The organism is Streptomyces sp. NPDC048275 (genome assembly GCF_040652275.1).
Taxonomy (GTDB): domain Bacteria; phylum Actinomycetota; class Actinomycetes; order Streptomycetales; family Streptomycetaceae; genus Streptomyces.
Genome location: NZ_JBEZLR010000113.1, coordinates 1 through 20264, shown reverse-complemented (window position 1 = coordinate 20264; position 20264 = coordinate 1). Strand labels below are relative to the sequence as shown.

General features: G+C 70.2%; 18 protein-coding genes. 14 read left to right on the top strand and 4 right to left on the bottom strand.

Annotation, left to right across the window (positions count from 1 at the left end; genetic code table 11):
- The first annotated feature begins 233 nt into the window (after positions 1–233).
- Complete coding sequence (locus AB0D57_RS40395) at positions 234–1436, top strand: sensor histidine kinase (protein WP_362085619.1); 1203 nt, start codon at positions 234–236, stop codon at positions 1434–1436.
- Between the two features lie 63 nt (positions 1437–1499).
- Positions 1500–2171, top strand: a complete 672-nt coding sequence (locus tag AB0D57_RS40390; RefSeq protein WP_362085616.1) for a response regulator transcription factor — start codon at positions 1500–1502, stop codon at positions 2169–2171.
- A gap of 41 nt (positions 2172–2212) precedes the next feature.
- On the opposite strand, the gene AB0D57_RS40385 is transcribed toward AB0D57_RS40390, so the two are convergent.
- Positions 2213–3319, bottom strand: a complete 1107-nt coding sequence (locus tag AB0D57_RS40385; RefSeq protein ID WP_362085613.1) for a DUF5937 family protein — start codon at positions 3317–3319, stop codon at positions 2213–2215.
- 155 nt (positions 3320–3474) lie between these two features.
- On the opposite strand from AB0D57_RS40385, the gene AB0D57_RS40380 reads away from it, so the two are divergent.
- Positions 3475–3690, top strand: a complete 216-nt coding sequence (locus AB0D57_RS40380; protein ID WP_362085610.1) for a hypothetical protein — start codon at positions 3475–3477, stop codon at positions 3688–3690.
- Between the two features lie 19 nt (positions 3691–3709).
- On the opposite strand, the gene AB0D57_RS40375 is transcribed toward AB0D57_RS40380, so the two are convergent.
- Complete coding sequence (locus AB0D57_RS40375; protein WP_362085607.1) at positions 3710–4903, bottom strand: beta-eliminating lyase-related protein; 1194 nt, start codon at positions 4901–4903, stop codon at positions 3710–3712.
- A gap of 172 nt (positions 4904–5075) precedes the next feature.
- On the opposite strand from AB0D57_RS40375, the gene AB0D57_RS40370 reads away from it, so the two are divergent.
- The 10 genes from AB0D57_RS40370 to AB0D57_RS40325 all read left to right on the top strand — a co-directional run bounded on the left by AB0D57_RS40370 (position 5076) and on the right by AB0D57_RS40325 (position 13336).
- The gene (locus AB0D57_RS40370; protein ID WP_362085604.1) at positions 5076–6008 is read left to right on the top strand and encodes a DUF2520 domain-containing protein; all 933 of its coding nucleotides are present in this window, start codon (positions 5076–5078) and stop codon (positions 6006–6008) included.
- Positions 6005–6997, top strand: a complete 993-nt coding sequence (gene panC / locus AB0D57_RS40365; protein ID WP_362085601.1) for a pantoate--beta-alanine ligase — start codon at positions 6005–6007, stop codon at positions 6995–6997. The genes AB0D57_RS40370 and panC overlap by 4 nt, the downstream gene beginning before the upstream one ends.
- Positions 6994–8742 carry an L-aspartate oxidase gene (locus AB0D57_RS40360; protein WP_362085598.1) on the top strand — a complete coding sequence of 583 codons (1749 nt, stop codon included), beginning with the start codon at positions 6994–6996 and terminating at the stop codon, positions 8740–8742. The genes panC and AB0D57_RS40360 overlap by 4 nt, the downstream gene beginning before the upstream one ends.
- Positions 8743–8747: 5 nt before the next feature.
- Positions 8748–9755: a carboxylating nicotinate-nucleotide diphosphorylase gene (gene nadC, locus AB0D57_RS40355; protein WP_362085595.1), complete on the top strand. Its 1008-nt coding sequence runs from the start codon at positions 8748–8750 to the stop codon at positions 9753–9755.
- Between the two features lie 5 nt (positions 9756–9760).
- On the top strand, positions 9761–10558 hold the full coding sequence (locus AB0D57_RS40350) for a type III pantothenate kinase (RefSeq protein ID WP_362085592.1): 798 nt from the start codon (positions 9761–9763) through the stop codon (positions 10556–10558).
- Between the two features lie 316 nt (positions 10559–10874).
- Entirely contained in the window at positions 10875–11459 is a 585-nt protein-coding gene (locus tag AB0D57_RS40345) for a hypothetical protein (RefSeq protein ID WP_362085658.1), read from the top strand.
- Positions 11460–11472: 13 nt separating this feature from the next.
- Positions 11473–11652, top strand: coding sequence for a hypothetical protein (locus AB0D57_RS40340; protein ID WP_362085589.1), 180 nt, complete (start codon positions 11473–11475; stop codon positions 11650–11652).
- A gap of 109 nt (positions 11653–11761) precedes the next feature.
- The gene (locus AB0D57_RS40335) at positions 11762–12211 is read left to right on the top strand and encodes a BlaI/MecI/CopY family transcriptional regulator (protein ID WP_362085655.1); all 450 of its coding nucleotides are present in this window, start codon (positions 11762–11764) and stop codon (positions 12209–12211) included.
- A 9-nt stretch (positions 12212–12220) separates the two neighbouring features.
- The gene (locus AB0D57_RS40330; protein WP_362085586.1) at positions 12221–12772 is read left to right on the top strand and encodes an amino-acid N-acetyltransferase; all 552 of its coding nucleotides are present in this window, start codon (positions 12221–12223) and stop codon (positions 12770–12772) included.
- Positions 12773–13000: 228 nt separating this feature from the next.
- Positions 13001–13336: an Lsr2 family protein gene (locus AB0D57_RS40325; protein WP_362085583.1), complete on the top strand. Its 336-nt coding sequence runs from the start codon at positions 13001–13003 to the stop codon at positions 13334–13336.
- Between the two features lie 8 nt (positions 13337–13344).
- Here AB0D57_RS40325 and AB0D57_RS40320 read toward each other — a convergent pair whose 3' ends face one another.
- Positions 13345–13953, bottom strand: a complete 609-nt coding sequence (locus AB0D57_RS40320) for an SCO3374 family protein (protein WP_362085580.1) — start codon at positions 13951–13953, stop codon at positions 13345–13347.
- 428 nt (positions 13954–14381) lie between these two features.
- On the opposite strand from AB0D57_RS40320, the gene AB0D57_RS40315 reads away from it, so the two are divergent.
- Entirely contained in the window at positions 14382–16907 is a 2526-nt protein-coding gene (locus AB0D57_RS40315; RefSeq protein ID WP_362085577.1) for an ATP-dependent Clp protease ATP-binding subunit, read from the top strand.
- Between the two features lie 79 nt (positions 16908–16986).
- Here AB0D57_RS40315 and AB0D57_RS40310 read toward each other — a convergent pair whose 3' ends face one another.
- The gene (locus AB0D57_RS40310) at positions 16987–20121 is read right to left on the bottom strand and encodes an NACHT domain-containing protein (RefSeq protein WP_362085574.1); all 3135 of its coding nucleotides are present in this window, start codon (positions 20119–20121) and stop codon (positions 16987–16989) included.
- Positions 20122–20264: the final 143 nt, after the last annotated feature.

Genomic DNA, 20264 nt, shown 5'->3' with positions numbered 1-20264 from the left:
CAGGCTAGGGCCTGTTGTTCGGGTCAGGTCGCGGGGAATCGGCGATGCCTTGTCACCGGCGTGATCCAAACGACAGGCCCCAGGGCCTGTCCCGCGTCTCCGGCATGATCCGCCGGACAGGCCCTGAGCGTCGCGAACGGGGAGAGCCTCCACCTTGGGGAGTACGAGCACCCCTCGCGGATCGGTCCTCCGGTTGACCCCTACACGCAGCGCGCTTCCCTACTCTGGGTTACGTGCAGCGCCTTTATGACTTCCTCCGCAGGTACCCGACGTGGGTCGACGCCTTCTGGGCCGCCGTCCTGCTCGGGATCACCGGCGTGAGCCTCACGAGTGTCGGCGACGGCCGGGACCACGGGCCGCTCGCCGCAGCGGTCCCGATCGCCGTCGTGTTGTGTCTGGTCGTCGCGCTGCGCCGCCGCATGCCCGAGAAGATGCTGATCCTGGCCGTCGCGGCAGGCGTCGTCCAGCTGGTCCTCGACGTCCAGGTGGTGCCCGCCGACTTCGCGATGCTGGTGATCATCTACACCGTCGCCGCGGACGGCGCCCGCTGGGCCTCCCGGCTCGCGCTGACCGGCGGCCTGTGCGCGGCGACCGTCTCGCAGATCCGCTGGCCACAGGAGAACACGAGCGGGGCGGGCATCGTCCTGATAGCGGTCTTCCAGACGGTCCCGTTCGCGCTCGCCTGGGTCCTCGGAGACTCGATCCGCACCCGCCGCGCCTACCTCGCCCAGCTCGAGGAGCGCGCCGCCCGGCTCGAGAAGGAGCGCGAGGCGCAGTCCAAGGTCGCCGTCGCCGCCGAGCGCGCCCGGATCGCCCGCGAGCTGCACGACGTGGTCGCCCACAACGTCTCGGTGATGGTCGTGCAGGCCGACGGCGCCGCGTACGTCATGGACACCGCTCCCGAGCAGGCCAGGAAGGCCCTGGAGACCATCTCGGGAACGGGCCGGCAGGCCCTCGCCGAGATGCGCCGGCTGCTCGGCGTGCTGCGCACCGGCGAGCACCAGGAGGGCGGGGAATACGTGCCGCAGCCGGACGTCGAACAGCTCGACGACCTCATCGAGCAGTGCCGCACCTCGGGCCTCCCCGTCGACTTCAAGGTCGAGGGCACCCCGCGCCCCCTCCCCAGCGGGGTGGAACTCACGGCGTACCGCATCGTGCAGGAGGCGCTCACCAACACGCGCAAGCACGGCGGCCCGAACGCGGGCGCGAGCGTGCGCCTGGTCTACTTCGACGACGGCCTCGGGCTGCTCGTCGAGGACGACGGCAAGGGCGCTCCCCACGAGCTGTACGAGGAGGGGGGCGCCGACGGCCAGGGCCACGGCCTGATCGGGATGCGGGAACGCGTCGGGATGGTCGGCGGCACCCTGGACGCGGGACCGCGGCCCGGTGGAGGCTTCCGCATCAGCGCGCTGCTGCCGCTCAAGGCCGCCCACTGACACCTGTAACGAACCCTTTTGATTGTTTGCTCTCGATTTTTGACAGAGATGGAAGAGGCCCCGATGGCGATCCGAGTCATGCTCGTCGACGACCAGGTGCTGCTGCGCACCGGCTTCCGGATGGTGCTCGCCGCTCAGCCGGACATGGAGGTCGTGGCGGAGGCGGGCGACGGTGTCGAGGCCCTCCAGGCACTGCGGTCGACGGCGGTCGACGTGGTGCTCATGGACGTACGCATGCCGAAGCTGGACGGGGTCGAGACGACCCGCCGCATCTGCTCCGATCCCAACCCGCCGAAGGTGCTGATCCTGACCACCTTCGACCTGGACGAGTACGCCTTCTCCGGGCTGAAGGCGGGCGCCTCCGGCTTCATGCTCAAGGACGTGCCGCCCGGCGAGCTGCTCGCCGCCATCCGCTCCGTGCACAGCGGCGACGCCGTGGTCGCGCCGTCCACCACCCGGCGCCTGCTCGACCGCTTCGCGCCGATGCTGCCCAGCACCGGCAAGGAGCCCCGGCACAAGGGGCTGGAGCGGCTCACCGACCGGGAGGGGGAGGTGATGGTGCTGGTCGCGCAGGGCCTGTCGAACGGGGAGATCGCGGCGCGCCTCGTGCTGTCCGAGGCGACCGTGAAGACGCATGTGGGGCGCATTCTGACGAAGTTGGGGCTGCGGGACCGGGTGCAGGTGGTGGTCCTCGCGTACGAGACGGGGCTCGTACGGGCCGGCGGGCACGGCTGACGGCGTGACCCGGGCGGGGCGGCCGCGGTGACCCCTCGGGCTCAGCGCAGCAGGCCCTCCAGGAAGTCGCTGCCCAGCCGGGCGACCACGGTGACGTCCAGCTGGTGCAGCACATACCGCCCGCGTCGACGCGTCGTGATCAGGCCCGCCTTCTTCAGCACGCCCAGATGCCGGGATATCTCGGGCGCCGTCATCCCGTGCACCTGCGCCAGCTCGCCCGTGGTGTACGCGCTGCGGGCCAGATGACGGCAGATCCGCATCCGGACCGGGTGGGACAGCGCGGTCATCCGCAGGGTCAGCTGCTCGACGGAGGGCGGGGCGGCGAGCTCGGGCGAGCTGATGGGGTAGTGCAGCACCGGCTGCCACTGATACCGGTGCAGCACCATGAGATGCGGTCGGCCGAGGCTGGTGGGCACCAGCAGCAGGCCGCCGTCCGCGGTGACCGTGCGGCCCTCGGCCAGCTTGTCGATGGTGAGCCGCCCGGCCGTCTCGTCCAGCGCCACCGCGGGGGACACCGAGGCCAGCGCCTCGGCCAGGCCCTTGTGCCGGAACAGGTCCGTCTTGTGGCGGGCGTCCGCCGCGAGCTGGTGGCGCAGCCGCGACCAGGCCTCGGCGAAGAAGGCCTCGTCGCAGTCCTCCAGGAACTGTCGCAGCCAGGCCCGCACGCTCGGCGGATCGTCCAGCAGCCGCCGGGTGAACCGCGTCTGCTGCGGACCGCGCGAGGCGGCCAGGTCCACGGCACGCCGACGCACCTCCGGGTCGGAGAGCGCGTCAGGGCCCTGCGAGTCGTACGCCAGCGCGCACGTGAACTCCAGGGCCGCGTCCACGAACTGCTGGTCCGTCAGCTTGTCCAGCAGATCCAGGTCCTCGGCGAGGGTCGTGCCCGGGAGCGTGGCCCCGCCGGGAATCCCCGCGAACGGCAGGAACAGGTCCGAGAACGTCGTCCGCCACAGAAAGTCGGCCTCGCACATCCGGTCGGCGAGATGCGGGTCGAGGCGGGCGGTCACGGCGGTCGCCCAGCCCTGCAGACCGGGGTGGTGCCCCGGCTCGGACAGCGCGTGCAGCGCCATACCGAGCTCGGCGAGCGGGGACGGCACGAAGGAGACCCGCTCCTGCCGCAGCCCGGTGACATCGATGCGCACGCTCATGACCTCATGGTGCACCCCGCCACCGACAACGCCGCCGCCGATTGACGCCGGTCGTCAATCGAGAGGACAGACGCCCCTGCGCAGGCGCAGCCTGGAAACACCGGGGCACCGCGGGCCTTCCGGATCCCATTCCTCGTCCCGAGAGGCGATCCGCCATGAGCATCACCCAGCAGTACCTCCTCGACACCTACCGGGCCCAGCAGCACGGCGAGAGCGCCCCTCCCGCGCCCGGACAGCACGACTGGCAGGTCGCCCGTGAACTGCGCGACTACCGGCGCTTCCGGGCGGTCGTGGGGGGACTCCCGGCCCACGGGCGGATACGGGAGGCCCTGGGCCGGTGGCTGCACGGGCGGCGGCCCGCCGGCTGCTGACCTTCGTCCGGAGCGGCCGTCAGCGCGACAGCCGCTCCACGAAGCCCACGAAGTCCGCGACGGCCGCCCTGACGTCGTCAGCCGTCCACTCCAGACCGGCCCCCGCCACCGTGACCTCGGTGAACGCCAGCCCCGGACCACCACGGACCCAACGCTGCGGGAAGAGACCGGTCTTCGTCTCCTCGGTGTGCAGCATCGCCGCGTCCGTGAGGACATCGGCGTCGTACGGCAGCCACACCTGGAACTGGTGGGTGTGCGGTTCCTCGGGGTGGACGCGCGCCCACGGGACCCCGGTCTGCGCGAAGCCCTCGCGCAGGGCGGCGGCGACCACGCGCGCGTGGGCCACGTATTCCGGCAGCCGGGGCAGCTCCCGCTCCAAGCCGATGAGCGCCGCGAGCGCCGTCGGGAACTGCTGGAGGATCATGCCGCCGTACCGGTGCCGCCAGGTCCTCGCCTCGTCGATCAGCGTCCTCGGGCCCGCGATCGCCGCCCCGCCGAACCCGCTGAGCGACTTGTAGAACGACACGTAGACGCTGTCCGCGAGGCCCGCGATCTCGTCGAGGGGTCGACCGAAGTGAGGGGGGCACTCCCACAGCCGCGCTCCGTCGAAGTGCACCACTGCGTCACGTTCCCGGGCGGCCTCCACGACGTCCGAGAGCTCCTCCCAGGAGGGCAGTACGAAACCGGCGTCCCTGAGCGGCAGTTCCAGCAACAGCGCCCCGAACGGCTCCTCGAAGTCCCGTATCTCGGCGGCGGTCGGCAGCCGCGGCTCGCCCGTCACCTGGACCGGACGCAGGCCGCTGATCCGACTGAACGCGTGCCGCTCATGCACCTCCGGATGGCTGAGCGCGTGCATCGCGACGGTCGCGTTCTGGGTGCGGCCCGCCCAGCAGCGCAGCGCGACCTGCTGGGCCATGGTGCCGGTGGGGAAGAAGGCGGCGGCCTCCTTGCCGAGCAGGCCCGCGACCCGCTCCTCCAAGGTCTCCACGACCCGGTCGCCGTACATGTCGACCGGCTGGTCGAGGTCGTACACGCCCTCCGCCCCGTCGTTCAGCCAGGCCAGCCGCTCGCGGACCGTCTGCTGGTAACCGGGCCGCCACAGCACCCGCTGAGCCGCCCGCAAGGCGGCAACCCGCCGCTCCCGCTTCTCCTCGGCCGTCCCTTCCACGTCCCGCCCCGCCGTCTCTTCCGCTTCTTCCGCCGCATCGCTCATCCCTGGATGATGTCGCGGGCCGCGCCGCCGCGGCACCCTGATTTCCCCACCCGGGCGACCTGCGGAAACTCACAGCCTGTGGACAACGAAAACGCCCCTCGAACCAATCGCGTTAACATGACGAGAAATCGTCCGGTACCCCGAGCGGACTGGAACGGAAGGCCGCCGTCGAGTGAGTACATTCCCCAAGCCAGACCCCAAGGACCGCCCCGCGCGACTCACCGTCGGTGTCGTCGGCGCCGGCCGCGTGGGCCCCGCCCTCGCCGCGGCCCTCCAACTCGCCGGGCACCGCCCGGTGGCCGTCTCCGGGGTCTCCGACACCTCCAGGCGCCGCGCCGCGCTACTGCTGCCCGACGTGCCGCTGGTGTCCCCGGCACAGGTCCTGGAGCGCGCCGACCTGGTGCTGCTGACCGTCCCGGACGACGCGCTGCCCGGCCTCGTCGAGGGGCTCGCCGAGACGGGAGCCGTCCGGCCCGGCCAACTGCTCGTGCACACCTCCGGGCGGTACGGCGCACGCGTGCTCGAGCCCGCGCTCAGGGCGGGCGCCCTGCCGCTCGCGCTGCACCCCGCCATGACGTTCACCGGCACCCCCGTGGACGTACAGCGGCTGGCCGGATGCTCCTTCGGGGTCACCGCGCCCGAGGAACTGCGTCTCGCCGCCGAGGCCCTGGTCATCGAGATGGGCGGCGAACCGGAGTGGATCGCCGAGGAGTCCCGCCCGCTCTACCACGCGGCGCTCGCGCTCGGCGCGAACCACCTGGTGACCCTGGTCGCCGAGTCCATGGACCTGCTGCGCTCCGCGGGCGTCGAGGCCCCCGACCGGATGCTCGGCCCCCTGCTGGGCGCCGCCCTCGACAACGCCCTCAGGTCGGGCGACGCGGCCCTCACCGGGCCCGTCGCGCGCGGGGACGCGGGCACGGTCGCCGCGCATGTCGCCGAGCTGCGCAAGCACGCCCCGCAGACCGTCGCCGGCTATCTCGCGATGGCCCGCGCGACCGCCGACCGCGCCCTCGCCCACGGACTGCTGAAACCGGAACTCGCCGAGGACCTCCTCGGGGTACTCGCCGACGGCGCCACCCTGCCCGACGACGGGAGCGACCGATGACCACCACCCTCCTGCGCACCGCCGACGAACTGCACGCGCGCGTGCGGCGCGGCCGCCGGGCCGTCGTGATGACCATGGGCGCCCTGCACGAGGGCCACGCCACGCTGATCCGCAGCGCCCGCGAGATCGCGGGCCCCGAGGGCGACGTGGTCGTCACCGTCTTCGTGAACCCGCTGCAGTTCGGCGCGGGTGAAGACCTGGACCGCTACCCGCGCACCCTGGACGCCGACCTCAAGATCGCCGAAGCGGCGGGCGCGGACGCCGTGTTCGCCCCCGCCGTGGACGAGGTCTATCCCGGCGGTGAGCCCCAGGTCCGGATCAGCGCCGGCCCCATGGGCGAGCGCCTGGAGGGAGTTGTGCGCCCCGGCCACTTCGACGGCATGCTCACCGTCGTCGGCAAGCTGCTGCACCTCACCCGGCCCGACGTGGCGCTGTACGGGCAGAAGGACGCCCAGCAACTGGCCCTGATCCGCCGCATGGCGCGCGATCTGAACTTCGGCGTGGAGATCGTCGGCGTCCCCACGGTGCGCGAGGAGGACGGGCTCGCCCTCTCCAGCCGCAACCGCTACCTCTCGACCGGGGAGCGACGCACCGCGCTCGCCCTCTCGCAGGCCCTGTTCGCCGGCCGCGACCGGCACGCCGCCCAGGAGGCGCTGCGCGCGCGTGCCCGTGAGGTGCCCGCCACGCACGCGCGTGCCGAGGCGCTCAGCGCGATCGGCGAGTCCCGCGCGGCGGCCGACGCGCACGCCGTCGCGAAGGCCGTCCCCGGCAGCCCCTCGGCCGTCCGCGCGGCCGCCCGCCTCGTCCTGGACGAGGCCGCCCGCCTCCGGCCGCCGCTGGCCCTGGACTACCTGGCGCTCGTCGATCCCTCCGACTTCACCGAGATCGCGGACGACTTCACCGGCGAGGCGGTCCTCGCCGTCGCCGCCCGGGTCGGGACGACCCGGCTGATCGACAACATCCCCCTCACCTTCGGAGCCGCCTCGTGACCGGCAAAGGCACAGGTACGCGTACCACCACCGGTACGGGCATACGGCTGCACGCGCCCGCCCCCGGATGGGCCCTCACCGCGGACGTCGTGGTCGTCGGCTCCGGCGTCGCGGGCCTGACCGCGGCCCTGCGCTGCGAGGCCGCGGGCCTGCGCACCGTCGTCGTCACCAAGGCCCGCCTCGACGACGGCTCCACGCGCTGGGCCCAGGGAGGCATCGCCGCGGCCCTCGGCGAGGGCGACACCCCCGAGCAGCACCTCGACGACACCCTGGTGGCGGGCGCGGGCCTGTGCGACGAGGAGGCCGTACGCATCCTCGTCACGGAAGGCCCCGACGCCGTACGCCGTCTCATCGCGACCGGCGCCCACTTCGACGAGTCCGCCGAGGGCGCCCTGGAACTGACCCGCGAGGGCGGCCACCACCGCCGGCGCATCGCGCACGCGGGCGGCGACGCGACCGGCGCCGAGATCTCCCGGGCGCTCGTCGAGGCGGTACGCGCGCGTGGCCTGCGTACGGTCGAGAACGCGCTCGTCCTGGACCTCCTCACGGACGCCGACGGCCGCACCGCGGGTGTGACCCTGCACGTCATGGGAGAGGGCCAGCACGACGGCGTGGGAGCCGTGCACGCCCCCGCCGTGGTCCTCGCGACCGGCGGCATGGGCCAGGTCTTCTCGGCCACCACCAACCCGTCGGTCTCCACGGGGGACGGCGTGGCGCTCGCCCTGCGCGCCGGGGCCGAGGTCTCCGACCTCGAATTCGTCCAGTTCCACCCGACCGTGCTGTTCCTCGGCCCGGACGCGGAAGGCCAGCAGCCCCTGGTCTCCGAGGCGGTACGCGGCGAGGGCGCCCACCTGGTCGACGCGGACGGCGTGCGCTTCATGACCGGACAGCACGAGCTGGCCGAACTGGCACCCCGGGACATCGTCGCCAAGGGCATCATGCGGCGCATGCAGGAGCAGGACGCCGAGCACATGTTCCTCGACGCCCGGCACTTCGGCGCCGACATGTGGGAGCACCGCTTCCCGACCATCCTCGCCGCCTGCCGCGCCCACGGCATCGACCCGGTGACCGAACCCGTCCCGGTCGCCCCGGCCGCCCACTACGCCTCCGGAGGCGTCCGCACGGACGCCCGGGGCCGCACCACGGTGCCGGGCCTGTACGCCTGCGGCGAGGTCGCCTGCACCGGCGTCCACGGCGCCAACCGGCTCGCCTCCAACTCCCTCCTGGAGGGCCTGGTCTACGCCGAGCGCATCGCCGCCGACATCACCGAGAGCCGATCCGAAAACGGCCTCCACGCGCGCGTGCCGCAGCCGGTCCCGCACCCCGAGAAGCCCGCGCACCCGCTGCTCGCCCCCGAGGACCGGTTCGCGATCCAGCGGATCATGACGGACGGGGCGGGCGTCCTGAGGTCGGCCCAGTCCCTTGCGGCGGCGGCCGACCGCCTCCAGCGGCTGCACGCGGACGCACGCGACGCCCTCGACGAGAACGGCAAGACGTCCGAGCCCGGCGTCGACACCTGGGAGGCCACCAACCTCCTGTGCGTGGCGCGGGTCCTGGTCGCCGCCGCCCGCCTGCGCGAGGAGACCCGCGGCTGCCACTGGCGCGAGGACCACGCCGACCGCGACGACACCGACTGGCGCCGCCACATCGTCGTACGACTGAATCCGGACCGCACGCTCGCCGTACACACCACCGATACCGCAGACTTCCCCCCGACCCTCCCGCAGCGCCTTCAGGAGCAGTGACAGCAGTGAGCACCCCCGACCTTCCCCTCGCCCAGAGCGGCGGCTGCGGCGACGGCTGCGGCTGCGGCGCCGAATCGGACGAGACGTACATGGAGTGCGGCCTCGACCCGGCACTCGCCCAGCTCCTCGCCGACGCCGGGCTCGACCCGCTGGAGGTCGAGGACATCGCGAACGTCGCCATCCAGGAGGACCTCGACAACGGCGTGGACGTGACGACCGTCGCGACCATCCCCGAGGACGCCGTCTCCACCGCCGACTTCATCGCCCGCGACGCGGGCGTGGTCGCGGGACTGCGGGTGGCGGAGGCGATCGTCTCCGTGGTCTGCGCCGACGAGTTCGAGGTGGAGCGGCACGTCGAGGACGGCGACCGGGTCGAGGCGGGCCAGAAGCTCCTCAGTGTCACCACCCGCACCCGTGACCTCCTCACGGCCGAGCGCAGCGCGCTGAACCTCCTGTGCCGTCTGTCCGGCATCGCGACCGCCACGCGCGCGTGGGCGGACGCCCTGGAGGGCACGAAGGCCCGCGTGCGCGACACCCGCAAGACGACGCCCGGTCTGCGCGCCATGGAGAAGTTCGCCGTGCGCATGGGCGGCGGCGTCAACCACCGCATGTCGCTCTCGGACGCGGCACTGGTCAAGGACAACCACGTGGTCGCCGCGGGCGGCGTGGCACAGGCCTTCAAGGCCGTCCGCGAGGCTTTCCCGGAGGTGCCGATCGAGGTCGAGGTCGACACCCTGCACCAGCTGCGCGAGGTCGTGGACGCGGGCGCCGACCTCATCCTGCTGGACAACTTCACGCCCGTGGAGTGCGAGGAGGCCGTGGGCCTCGTCGCCGGCCGCGCGCTCCTGGAGGCGTCGGGCCGCCTCACCCTGGGCAACGCCGAGGAGTACGCCAGGACGGGCGTCGACTTCCTGGCGGTGGGCGCCCTCACGCACTCCTCGCCGATCCTGGACATCGGCCTCGACCTGCGCGAGGCGTCGACGGACGAGACATCGACGGACGAGACGGAGTAGGGCGGATGCTGCTCACCATCGACGTCGGCAACACCCACACCGTCCTCGGTCTCTTCGACGGCGAGGAGATCGTCGAGCACTGGCGCATCTCCACGGACGCCCGCCGCACGGCAGACGAGCTCGCCGTGCTCCTCCAGGGCCTGATGGGCATGCACCCGCTGCTCGGAGAGGAGCTGGGCGACGGCATCGACGGCATCGCGATCTGCGCCACCGTCCCGTCCGTGCTGCACGAACTGCGCGAGGTGACCCGCCGCTACTACGGCGACGTTCCCTCCGTCCTCGTCGAGCCCGGCGTCAAGACCGGCGTGCCGATCCTCACCGACAACCCCAAGGAGGTCGGCGCGGACCGCATCATCAACTCGGTCGCCGCCGTCGAGCTCTACGGGGGCCCGGCGATCGTCGTCGACTTCGGTACGGCGACGACGTTCGACGCGGTCAGCGCGCGGGGTGAGTACATCGGCGGTGTCATCGCTCCCGGCATCGAGATCTCCGTCGACGCGCTCGGCGTCAAGGGTGCGCAGCTGCGCAAGATCGAGGTGGCCCGGCCGCGTTCCGTCATCGGCAAGAACACCGTCGAGGCGATGCAGTCCGGCATCATCTACGGCTTCGCGGGGCAGGTCGACGGGGTCGTGAACCGGATGGTGCGTGAGCTCGCCGACGATCCGGAGGATGTCACCGTCATCGCCACGGGTGGGCTTGCGCCGATGGTTCTCGGAGAGTCCTCCGTCATCGACGAACACGAGCCGTGGCTGACATTGATCGGCCTCCGCCTGGTGTACGAGCGCAACGTGTCCCGAACCTGAGGGTCCTCGCCCCCGCCGCCCCTACCCGTTCCCATCCCTGGGGGCTCCGCCCCCAGACCCCCGCCAGGTATCTCAGCCCGTCCGGCGTTTGAGGACGGGGCCGTCCAGGCCGAAGCGGGGGTCTGGGGGGCGGAGCCCCCAGGGGACGGGACGGGTAGGGGCGGCGGGGGCGAGACAACCCACCCCGAGTCCGCGCTGACACCCCGGAGGGACACGCGCTGACACCCCGGAGGGACACGCCTCGCCGATATGCAAATTTTGTCTGATTAGCGCGTATCGTCGCCGCATGCCCACGCCCTACGGATCCCGCGGCGGCATGGCGTTCGGTGCGCAGGAGCTGCGTGTGCTCCGTCGCGCTCTCGCCCTCGCCCTGCACCCCACCCCCGCCTCGGCCGAAGACGTCCAGGACTGTCACCGTCTCGCCGCGTCCGTCGACGAAGCCGCCCGCGAGGGGGCCAGGCTCCGGGCCTTCCTGCTGGCCGACCTCGCCCGCTACCGGGCCGCGCTGCCCGGCACGGCCGCCGGCTACCTCGTACTCCTGGAGGAAGTGCTCGGCTCCGGCTACCGGCCGCACCCGGACGACCTCGCCGCGCTCCGCGCCCTGCGCGGGAATCCCACCGCCGCGGCCCTGCTGGACCGCTGCGGCGTCCTCGCCGAGCAGGACGTCCGCGCCCGCCTCGCCCCCAGGGTCCCCCCGTCCCGTACCCGTCTGACGGCTCTGCCCGGAGGGCTGGCCTCCGGCGAGCCTGCCGCGAAGCCGCAGCCCCAGCCGCAGCCGCATCCCCCCGTCAAGAACCCGCGCCCGGACCGACCCATCCCCACCCCGGGCGAGGTCTTCCCGCCGAAGCGCAAGCCCGCGCCGCCACCGGCGAACCCCCCTCAGCAGCTCGCGGCGGGCTAGCTACTCTGGAGGCATGGACTATGTCTCCGCGCTGGTGCCCCCCGTAGTGATGGCCGTCTTCTTCATCGGGTTGATCATGACGATCGTGAAGACCCAGGGTGGGGCCAACAAGTCCAAGGAGGACGCGGTCGTCGACGCCACCCTCGCGCGCGCGGAGGCCACTCGGCAGACCTCCCGGGACAGCGAGGCCTGACCTCCGCCGCCCACCTGACGCTCATCGGCGTACGACTCATACGTTTTTCGAGTCGTACGCCCTTTTTGTTGCTGATCTCCCACTATTATTCTGAGTTGTGCCTCGCCCATTGGGAGAACTCGAAGACGCGGTCATGACGCGGGTGTGGAAGTGGAACCGCCCGGTGACCGTTCGAGAAGTCCTGGAAGACCTTCAGCAGGAACGGTCCATCGCCTACACCACGGTGATGACCGTTTTGGACAATCTCCATCAGAAGGGCTGGGTGCGTCGTGAGGCGGAAGGCCGGGCCTATCGATATGAGGCGGTCTCCACTCGTGCCGCCTACTCGGCCGCGCTGATGAACGACGCGTGGTCGCAGAGCGACAACCCTGCCGCCGCTCTCGTCGCCTTCTTCGGCATGATGAGCGAGGAACAGCGGCTCGCGCTGCGCGACGCCATGCGCATCGTGCAAGGGCCCGGCGACACCGAAAGACGTGTACCCCAGGAGGGTGCCGGGGGGAAGGCCGGGGAGAACTCTGGCGAGAACCCCGCCGCGGACCAGGGCGACACCGGGCGATAGCGTCCGCTCATGCCAGCAGAGCATCCAGCATCGCGTCCCGATGGCACCGTAAAAGCCATCACCGTACGGCGGGCCAGGACGAGCGATGTCCCGTCGGTGCGCCGCCTCCTTGACGCGAACGTCCGACGCCGCATCCTGCTCGACAAAGCGACGGTGACGCTTTACGAGGACATCCAGGAGTTCTGGGTCGCGGAGCGCGACGCCGGCTCAAGTACTGAGGTCGTCGGCTGCGGTGCGCTGCACGTGATGTGGGAAGACCTCGCGGAAGTCCGCACTCTCGCGGTGAACCCCGTGGTCAAGGGCGCCGGCGTCGGTCATCAGTTGCTGGAGAAGTTGCTGCAGACCGCCCGTTGGCTCGGCGTTCGCCGGGTTTTCTGTCTGACCTTCGAAGTGGACTTCTTCGCGAAGCACGGCTTCGTGGAGATCGGCGAGACGCCGGTTGACACCGATGTCTACGCCGAGCTGCTGCGTTCCTATGACGAGGGTGTGGCAGAGTTCCTCGGTCTCGAACGAGTGAAACCGAACACCTTGGGCAACAGCCGGATGCTTCTGCATCTGTGATCGCCGGGCGACTATTCCGCCGGACCGCCATGCCCGCGTTCCCTATGTCCGAAACGCGTATGTTTCCGGTCTTCCAGTGACCTCTGAGTCTCCACCAGGGGTTTGTGTTTTTCCAGCAAAAGCGGTTTGCTTTCCGACGTACTGCAGTACTGCATATAACAGGGGACGTGAAACTGCGGCTGACGCCGCAGACCCTCGGCCCTCAAGTTATCGATGAAAGGAAATCCGGTGGCACAGAAGGTTCAGGTCCTTCTTGTCGACGACCTCGACGGTGGCGAGGCCGACGAGACCGTGACGTTCGCGCTCGACGGCAAGACGTACGAAATCGATCTCACGACTGCCAATGCGGACAAGCTCCGTGGCCTTCTCGACGCCTACGTCAAGGGCGGTCGTCGCACCGGAGGTCGTGCTTCGGGAGGCCGTGGAAAGGCGCGCGTCGCTTCCGGTGGCAGCCAGGACACCGCGCAGATCCGCGCGTGGGCGAAGGAGAACGGTTTCGAGGTCAACGACCGTGGCCGAGTTCCCGCGACCATTCGCGCGGCCTACGAGAAGGCCAACGGCTGAGGCAAGGCCTACGGTCGGCCCCACGTCCGCGAAGAGGTCAAGGGCTGAGCGCATGCCCGCCGCAGCCGGACCCGGTGGCATTGCGTCGCCATCGTGTCCACGAGTCGTACGAGGTCGGGGGCGCCCCCACCGCCCCCAAGGGCCGACAGAGTCGGCAGCGACAGTTCCACCTTGCACCCCGGCTCGGGGGGCCGCAGCCAGACGGCGGCCCCCTGCGGACCGGACCCGCCGAACCTGTCCGCGGTGAGCGGCCCCTCCGGCACTCCCGGCGGCAGCGGAGCCTCGATGCTCCCGCCCGCGCCGATCGCCCTGAGATCCAGCGTGAGAGCGCCCCATTCCAGCCAGTCCAGCAGCCCCGGCAGTTCGTCGGCGCTCCCCGCGGCCACCCACAGCCGCATCCGCTCCCCGCACAGGGCCACCGGAGAGCCGGGCGCCAGATGCCGACGCGCGGCGAACGCCGCTTCCGCCGGAGCATCCAGGACATCGAAGCGCAGCCCTGTGACCAGCCGTAACGGCGACCCGGGCACTGTCACCCAGCCGAGTTCGTTCTCGTACCACTGCCGCATCCGATCGCTCGGGTCGACCGGACGGCGCGGGAGGGGGACCGTGGGAACCATGACAGGAGAAACAGCCGGAAGACCCCAGAGTTACGCTGGGTGTTTCCGTGCGTGCACAGAGTGTCGAAAACGAAAACATGCGCGGTGTTCGGCGGCGCAAGGTTGTTCGCCCATAGCGGAGGGAACCGGTGCACGCCGCATGGAGTGTCAGTGCGTACGGGTAAGACATCCCTAGTGGGAGGGGCGACACGCATGGCTCGGGCATCTCACGTTCGCCATCGGCGTACAGCTGGTGAGGGTATCTGCCTGGCCTGCGGGAACATCGTCTCGCACCATCAGGTTGGAGCATATGTCGGCGTTCGGGGTCAGGAGGCCAAGGACGGTGTCGGCAGTTGGAATGAGCGGTCCCCGCTTGCGGGACTAAGCTGCGGAAGGACAGCGAGGGGAGCGTCCCCTCACTGCCTGACCGCTCTGAGGAGCGATTAACGATGTTCGAGAGGTTCACCGACCGCGCGCGGCGGGTTGTCGTCCTGGCTCAGGAAGAAGCCCGGATGCTCAACCACAACTACATCGGCACCGAGCACATCCTCCTGGGCCTGATCCACGAGGGTGAGGGTGTCGCCGCTAAGGCCCTGGAGAGCCTCGGGATTTCGCTCGAGGCGGTCCGCCAGCAGGTGGAGGAGATCATCGGCCAGGGCCAGCAGGCGCCCTCGGGCCACATCCCCTTCACCCCCCGTGCCAAGAAGGTCCTGGAGCTGTCGCTCCGCGAGGCCCTTCAGCTGGGCCACAACTACATCGGCACGGAGCACATCCTGCTCGGCCTGATCCGTGAGGGCGAGGGCGTCGCCGCCCAGGTCCTGGTCAAGCTGGGTGCCGATCTCAACCGGGTGCGGCAGCAGGTCATCCAGCTGCTCTCCGGTTACCAGGGCAAGGAGACCGCCACCGCCGGCGGTCCTGCCGAGGGCACCCCCTCCACGTCCCTGGTGCTCGACCAGTTCGGCCGGAATCTCACCCAGGCCGCTCGTGAGTCCAAGCTCGACCCGGTCATCGGGCGCGAGAAGGAGATCGAGCGGGTCATGCAGGTGCTGTCCCGCCGTACCAAGAACAACCCGGTCCTCATCGGCGAGCCCGGCGTCGGCAAGACCGCCGTCGTCGAGGGCCTGGCGCAGGCCATCGTCAAGGGCGAGGTGCCCGAGACCCTCAAGGACAAGCACCTCTACACCCTCGACCTGGGCGCGCTGGTCGCCGGTTCCCGCTACCGCGGTGACTTCGAGGAGCGCCTGAAGAAGGTCCTCAAGGAGATCCGCACCCGCGGCGACATCATCCTGTTCATCGACGAGCTGCACACGCTGGTCGGTGCGGGTGCCGCAGAGGGCGCCATCGACGCGGCCTCGATCCTGAAGCCGATGCTGGCACGCGGTGAGCTCCAGACCATCGGTGCCACGACTCTGGACGAGTACCGCAAGCACCTCGAGAAGGACGCGGCCCTCGAGCGCCGCTTCCAGCCGATCCAGGTGGCGGAGCCTTCCCTCCCCCACACGATCGAGATCCTCAAGGGCCTGCGCGACCGTTACGAGGCACACCACCGCGTCTCCATCACGGACGAGGCTCTGGTCCAGGCCGCGACGCTCGCGGACCGCTACATCTCGGACCGGTTCCTCCCCGACAAGGCGATCGACCTGATCGACGAGGCGGGCTCCCGGATGCGCATCCGCCGGATGACCGCGCCGCCGGACCTCCGCGAGTTCGACGAGAAGATCGCGGGCGTGCGCCGCGACAAGGAGTCGGCCATCGACTCCCAGGACTTCGAGAAGGCGGCCTCTCTCCGCGACAAGGAGAAGCAGCTGCTGGCGGCGAAGGCCAAGCGGGAGAAGGAGTGGAAGGCCGGCGACATGGACGTCGTCGCCGAGGTCGACGGCGAGCTGATCGCCGAGGTCCTCGCCACGGCCACCGGCATCCCGGTCTTCAAGCTCACGGAAGAGGAGTCGAGTCGCCTCCTGCGCATGGAGGACGAGCTCCACAAGCGGGTCATCGGCCAGCAGGACGCCATCAAGGCGCTCTCGCAGGCGATCCGTCGTACGCGAGCGGGTCTGAAGGACCCGAAGCGTCCCGGTGGTTCGTTCATCTTCGCGGGTCCGTCGGGTGTCGGTAAGACCGAGCTGTCGAAGACCCTCGCCGAGTTCCTCTTCGGTGACGAGGACGCGCTGATCTCCCTCGACATGTCGGAGTTCAGCGAGAAGCACACGGTGTCGCGTCTCTTCGGCTCGCCCCCCGGCTACGTGGGGTACGAAGAGGGCGGCCAGCTGACCGAGAAGGTCCGCCGCAAGCCGTTCTCCGTCGTCCTCTTCGACGAGGTCGAGAAGGCCCACCCGGACATCTTCAACTCGCTGCTGCAGATCCTGGAAGACGGTCGCCTGACCGACTCTCAGGGCCGGGTCGTGGACTTCAAGAACACGGTCATCATCATGACGACCAACCTCGGCACCCGGGACATCTCCAAGGGCTTCAACCTCGGCTTCGCGGCCGCGGGTGATGTCAAGACCAACTACGAGCGCATGAAGGCCAAGGTCAACGAGGAGCTGAAGCAGCACTTCCGCCCTGAGTTCCTGAACCGTGTCGACGACACGGTGGTCTTCCACCAGCTCACCGAGGAAGACATCATCCGGATCGTCGACCTCATGATCGCCAAGGTGGACGAGCGGCTGAAGGACCGGGACATGGGCATCGAGCTCAGCCCGACCGCCAAGTCGCTCCTCGCGAAGAAGGGTTACGACCCCGTCCTGGGCGCCCGGCCGCTGCGCCGGACCATCCAGCGCGAGATCGAGGACATCCTCTCCGAGAAGATCCTCTTCGGCGAGCTGCGTCCCGGCCACATCGTGGTCGTCGACACGGAGGGCGAGGGCGAGGCGAAGAAGTTCACCTTCCGAGGTGAGGAGAAGTCCGCGCTTCCCGACGTCCCGCCGATCGAGCAGGCCGCGGGTGGAGCAGGGCCCAACCTGAGCAAGGAGGCGTAACCTCCGGGTTCGCTGAACAAAGGGGCTGCCCCGGGACTTCGGTCCCGGGGCAGCCCCTTTTTTTGCCGCTCTTCAAGGCTCACACGACGCTGTCGGTCCTCTCGATGACGGGAGTGTCCGGGAAGAACGTCAGCAGATGCTCCGGTACCTCGGTCACCTCCGGGGCGAGATGGAGCGCGACGCTACGCAGGCCAGGAAAGAGAACCGGGACTTTCGAGAGGTCCTCGTTTCCTGTGAACTTGTTGAGCTGCAGCCTTGTGACGTTCGGCAGTACCGGACCCGCGCTCCATCCGACGGCATTCCAGTTGACTCGCAGTTCTTCGAGAGCGGGAAGGCGGGCGATCTCCTCGAAGTCCTCGGGCGTCAGCCTTTCCGGGAGCGTGGCGAGACTCAGCTGCTTCAGCGTGTGCATATGGCGCAGGCCGCGCATTCCGGTGAACCGGAGAGCGTTCCTGGTGAACCGCAGATACTCCAGCGGCAGATCCAGGGGGAGAGCGGCGTCCAAGGAGTCGCCGTGCAGCGGAATACTGATGTCCATCATCCGCAAGGTCCTCGAGGCCGAGAGCGGCGCCAGGGAACCCGGCTTCAGGAGTCCGGGCAGGGCATTGAGCGAGAGAAATCTGAGGGGCAGCTCGGCGAGCGGGCCGAGGTCGTCGACGTACGGGCTGCCGGAGCTGAGATCGAGCGAGGTGATGCACCGTTGGTCCGGCAGAAAGTGCAGATCACGTAGCACGTTGTTGTCGAAGATGACGAGCTTGCTCAGCTGGTCGGGCAGGAGGCTGTTGCGGATGTCGGAAGAGTCGATGTCTCCGACGAGCTGGAGCATGGAACGGCCGCCCAGGTCGCGCAGGACGCGCAGCTCCTCGGCCGAGTGCGCGGTGAAGTAGAGGTCGTCCGGCGGCAGATGAGCCACGATTTCGGCGGCGTACCGCGCTGTGTCGAACCGGTGCGAGGTCCAGGTGAGTTGCGCTCGCACAGGCAACGACGGGTGCGACCGGAAGCGGGCCAGGACCGGGAGGGCCGCGTCCGTGCCGATGAGTGACGCCGTGATGACCACGGCCCTGGCCTCGGCGGCCGTCAGCCCCTCCGGACCGGGCAGCAGCTCCAGTACGAGCGGGCCCGCATGGGCGAGGGTACGGGCCTCCTCCGTCGTACGAGGCGGGATGAGTGAGGCGGCGTTGCGCTCCACGGCGGCCCGGACCTGGGGGTCGAGTTCCGTGGCGTGTTCCAGGGCGGCCAGCGCGAGAAGCCGTACCCGCGTACTGGCCGTGCCGGACAGCTCCTCGGCCGACCGGGTCAAGTCGCCCAGGAACGTGGCCCGTTCCCGGGGGCGGGCATGGGCGACGGCCATGCGGATCACGTCCGACCACTGATAGTCGAAGGCGTTGCGCACCAGGAGCCCGAAGTCCCCGTCCTCCACCGCCGCCCGCGCACCCAGGTAGTCCTGGAAGGTGCGGTGGACGAATTCGACAGTGCCGAGAGTGGGCTCGCGGAGCAGGCCGCTGCGTACGAGGAGGTGGCGCAGGATGTCCGGGGCGTCGCCCTGCGCGGCGGCGGACGGCAGGGACGGCAGCACGTCGGCGACGATGCGCTCGGCGCGGTCGCGGTCCATCTCGGACTGGTTGTTGCGGATGAGCCAGTAGGCGAGCCGCTGGAGGAGCTGGATCTGCGGGAGTTCGGTGAGGTGGATGCCGCCGGGGCTCTGGTGCTGGAACATGTCGCGCTCCTCGTCACGGCGCGACAGCAGCATCGACAGGGCGGCGTCGTACAACTCCTGGCGCCCGTGCGGAAGGTAGCCCCGCCGGTCGCGGTGCAGTGCGCAGATCAGTCCGCACATCAGCGGGTTGGTGGCGAGCCGGCCGAGGTCGGGCTTGGTCCCCACGGCGTCGAGGAGGGAGCGTTCATAGCCGTCGAGACGGTCGGTGTCCGTGGCGTCGAGCCGGGCCGCCGTGTGCCAGCGGCGGATGAACGCGGTCACGTCGTCGCGGCTCATGGGGGTGAGGGCGAGTTCGGTGAAACCGTCGGGGGCGAGCCAGTGCTCGCGGACGGCCGACGGACGGGACGTCACCAGCCACTGGTTGCCGGGATAGACGTCCAGCAGTTCGCGCAGCCAGCGGCGGGTGCGCTCGCGGTCCCGCTCGGGGATCTCGTCGATGCCGTCGACGAGCAGCAGACCGCGTCCCGCGCCGAGGACACGGTCGCTCCAGCCGTCCGGCTGAGTGGCGTGGAAGGGCACGCGGACGGCGGAGAGGAAACCGTCGGGTGCCGGAAGTCCGTCGGCGCGGCGGACGAGGGTGCGCAGGGGCAGCACGAACGGGATCCGGTCGCCCCGCTCGCCCCGGGACGACGTCACGGCCAGCCACTGCACGAGCGTGGTCTTGCCGGAGCCGGCCACTCCACGCAGCAGCACCAAGTCCTGTTCGGCCAGGGCCTGGTCGGCGCGGAGCGTGCTGCTGCTGGTCGCGATCTGCGTCCCGTTCGGGCCGGTGGCCTCCGTGTCCTCCTCGGGGCGCAGAGCCTGGAGGCTGAGGTAGGCGGCGTCGAGCGGCCAGCGTTCGGGGGAGTTGACGAGGTCGATGCCGTAGATGGTGAGGCGGCTGTGCTTGGTGGCGACGTACGCGAGATACCGCTGCTCGAACGCGGGGTCCGTGCCCGCTGACGTCGGCGTCCGCGCGATCAACTCGTCGACCTTGGCGATGAGCTCACTCTGCCTCCGGCTCTGCTCCACCAGCGTGCGGGCCACAAAGGACGAGCGCTGGGTGAAGAAGTGCAGGATGTGCAGGCAGGCCGTGCCGAGGATCCGTTCGTAACAGAGGGTCGCGTCGAAGGAGAGGTCCCGCTCGGGGTTGCCGCTCGCGGCGCGCAGATGTCGGGCGAGCGCCTCGTGACCGAGTTCCACGGCCTGTACGTCGGTCATGGCAAGGTCGCCCAGGGCGTGCAGGGTGTCGGCGAGGGCGTGCACGACGGCCTGTTCCTCGTCGGCGGCCAGGGGGCGCTCCCCGGTCCGCAGGGCCCGCGCGACCAACTCGGCGGAGAGCTTGGTCAGTTCCTTCTCTCCCAGGGTCCGCTTCTCGCCCTTGAAGGAGACGAACCCCGAGATCCGCACCGGTTTCTCGACCAGCCCGGCGCCCGAACCGTCCACCACGAAGAGCTTCTTGATGAGCGGCGCGACCACACTCGACGCCAACTTGGCACCTATGGCTGCTGGTTCCATGTCGCTCCCCCGGACGGCACGGTGATGGATCGATCGATCCGGTTCAGCCTAAGGGCTTGCGGGGAATCAAAGTGTTGCTTCCCGTCCTGAAGCTCGTTGGTGTGGTATGCGCATCCCGGATGAGACTCGTGACCAACTCGCCG

What these genes read in the sequence shown, in the direction of transcription:
- AB0D57_RS40390 (WP_362085616.1), top strand. Translation starts at nt 1,500, where the DNA reads ATGGCGATCCGAGTCATGCTCGTCGACGACCAGGTGCTGCTGCGCACC.
- AB0D57_RS40385 (WP_362085613.1), bottom strand. Translation starts at nt 3,319, where the DNA reads ATGAGCGTGCGCATCGATGTCACCGGGCTGCGGCAGGAGCGGGTCTCC.
- AB0D57_RS40380 (WP_362085610.1), top strand. Translation starts at nt 3,475, where the DNA reads ATGAGCATCACCCAGCAGTACCTCCTCGACACCTACCGGGCCCAGCAG.
- AB0D57_RS40375 (WP_362085607.1), bottom strand. Translation starts at nt 4,903, where the DNA reads ATGAGCGATGCGGCGGAAGAAGCGGAAGAGACGGCGGGGCGGGACGTG.
- panC (WP_362085601.1), top strand. Translation starts at nt 6,005, where the DNA reads ATGACCACCACCCTCCTGCGCACCGCCGACGAACTGCACGCGCGCGTG.
- AB0D57_RS40350 (WP_362085592.1), top strand. Translation starts at nt 9,761, where the DNA reads ATGCTGCTCACCATCGACGTCGGCAACACCCACACCGTCCTCGGTCTC.
- AB0D57_RS40345 (WP_362085658.1), top strand. Translation starts at nt 10,875, where the DNA reads ATGGCGTTCGGTGCGCAGGAGCTGCGTGTGCTCCGTCGCGCTCTCGCC.
- AB0D57_RS40340 (WP_362085589.1), top strand. Translation starts at nt 11,473, where the DNA reads ATGGACTATGTCTCCGCGCTGGTGCCCCCCGTAGTGATGGCCGTCTTC.
- AB0D57_RS40330 (WP_362085586.1), top strand. Translation starts at nt 12,221, where the DNA reads ATGCCAGCAGAGCATCCAGCATCGCGTCCCGATGGCACCGTAAAAGCC.
- AB0D57_RS40320 (WP_362085580.1), bottom strand. Translation starts at nt 13,953, where the DNA reads ATGGTTCCCACGGTCCCCCTCCCGCGCCGTCCGGTCGACCCGAGCGAT.
- AB0D57_RS40315 (WP_362085577.1), top strand. Translation starts at nt 14,382, where the DNA reads ATGTTCGAGAGGTTCACCGACCGCGCGCGGCGGGTTGTCGTCCTGGCT.
- AB0D57_RS40310 (WP_362085574.1), bottom strand. Translation starts at nt 20,121, where the DNA reads ATGGAACCAGCAGCCATAGGTGCCAAGTTGGCGTCGAGTGTGGTCGCG.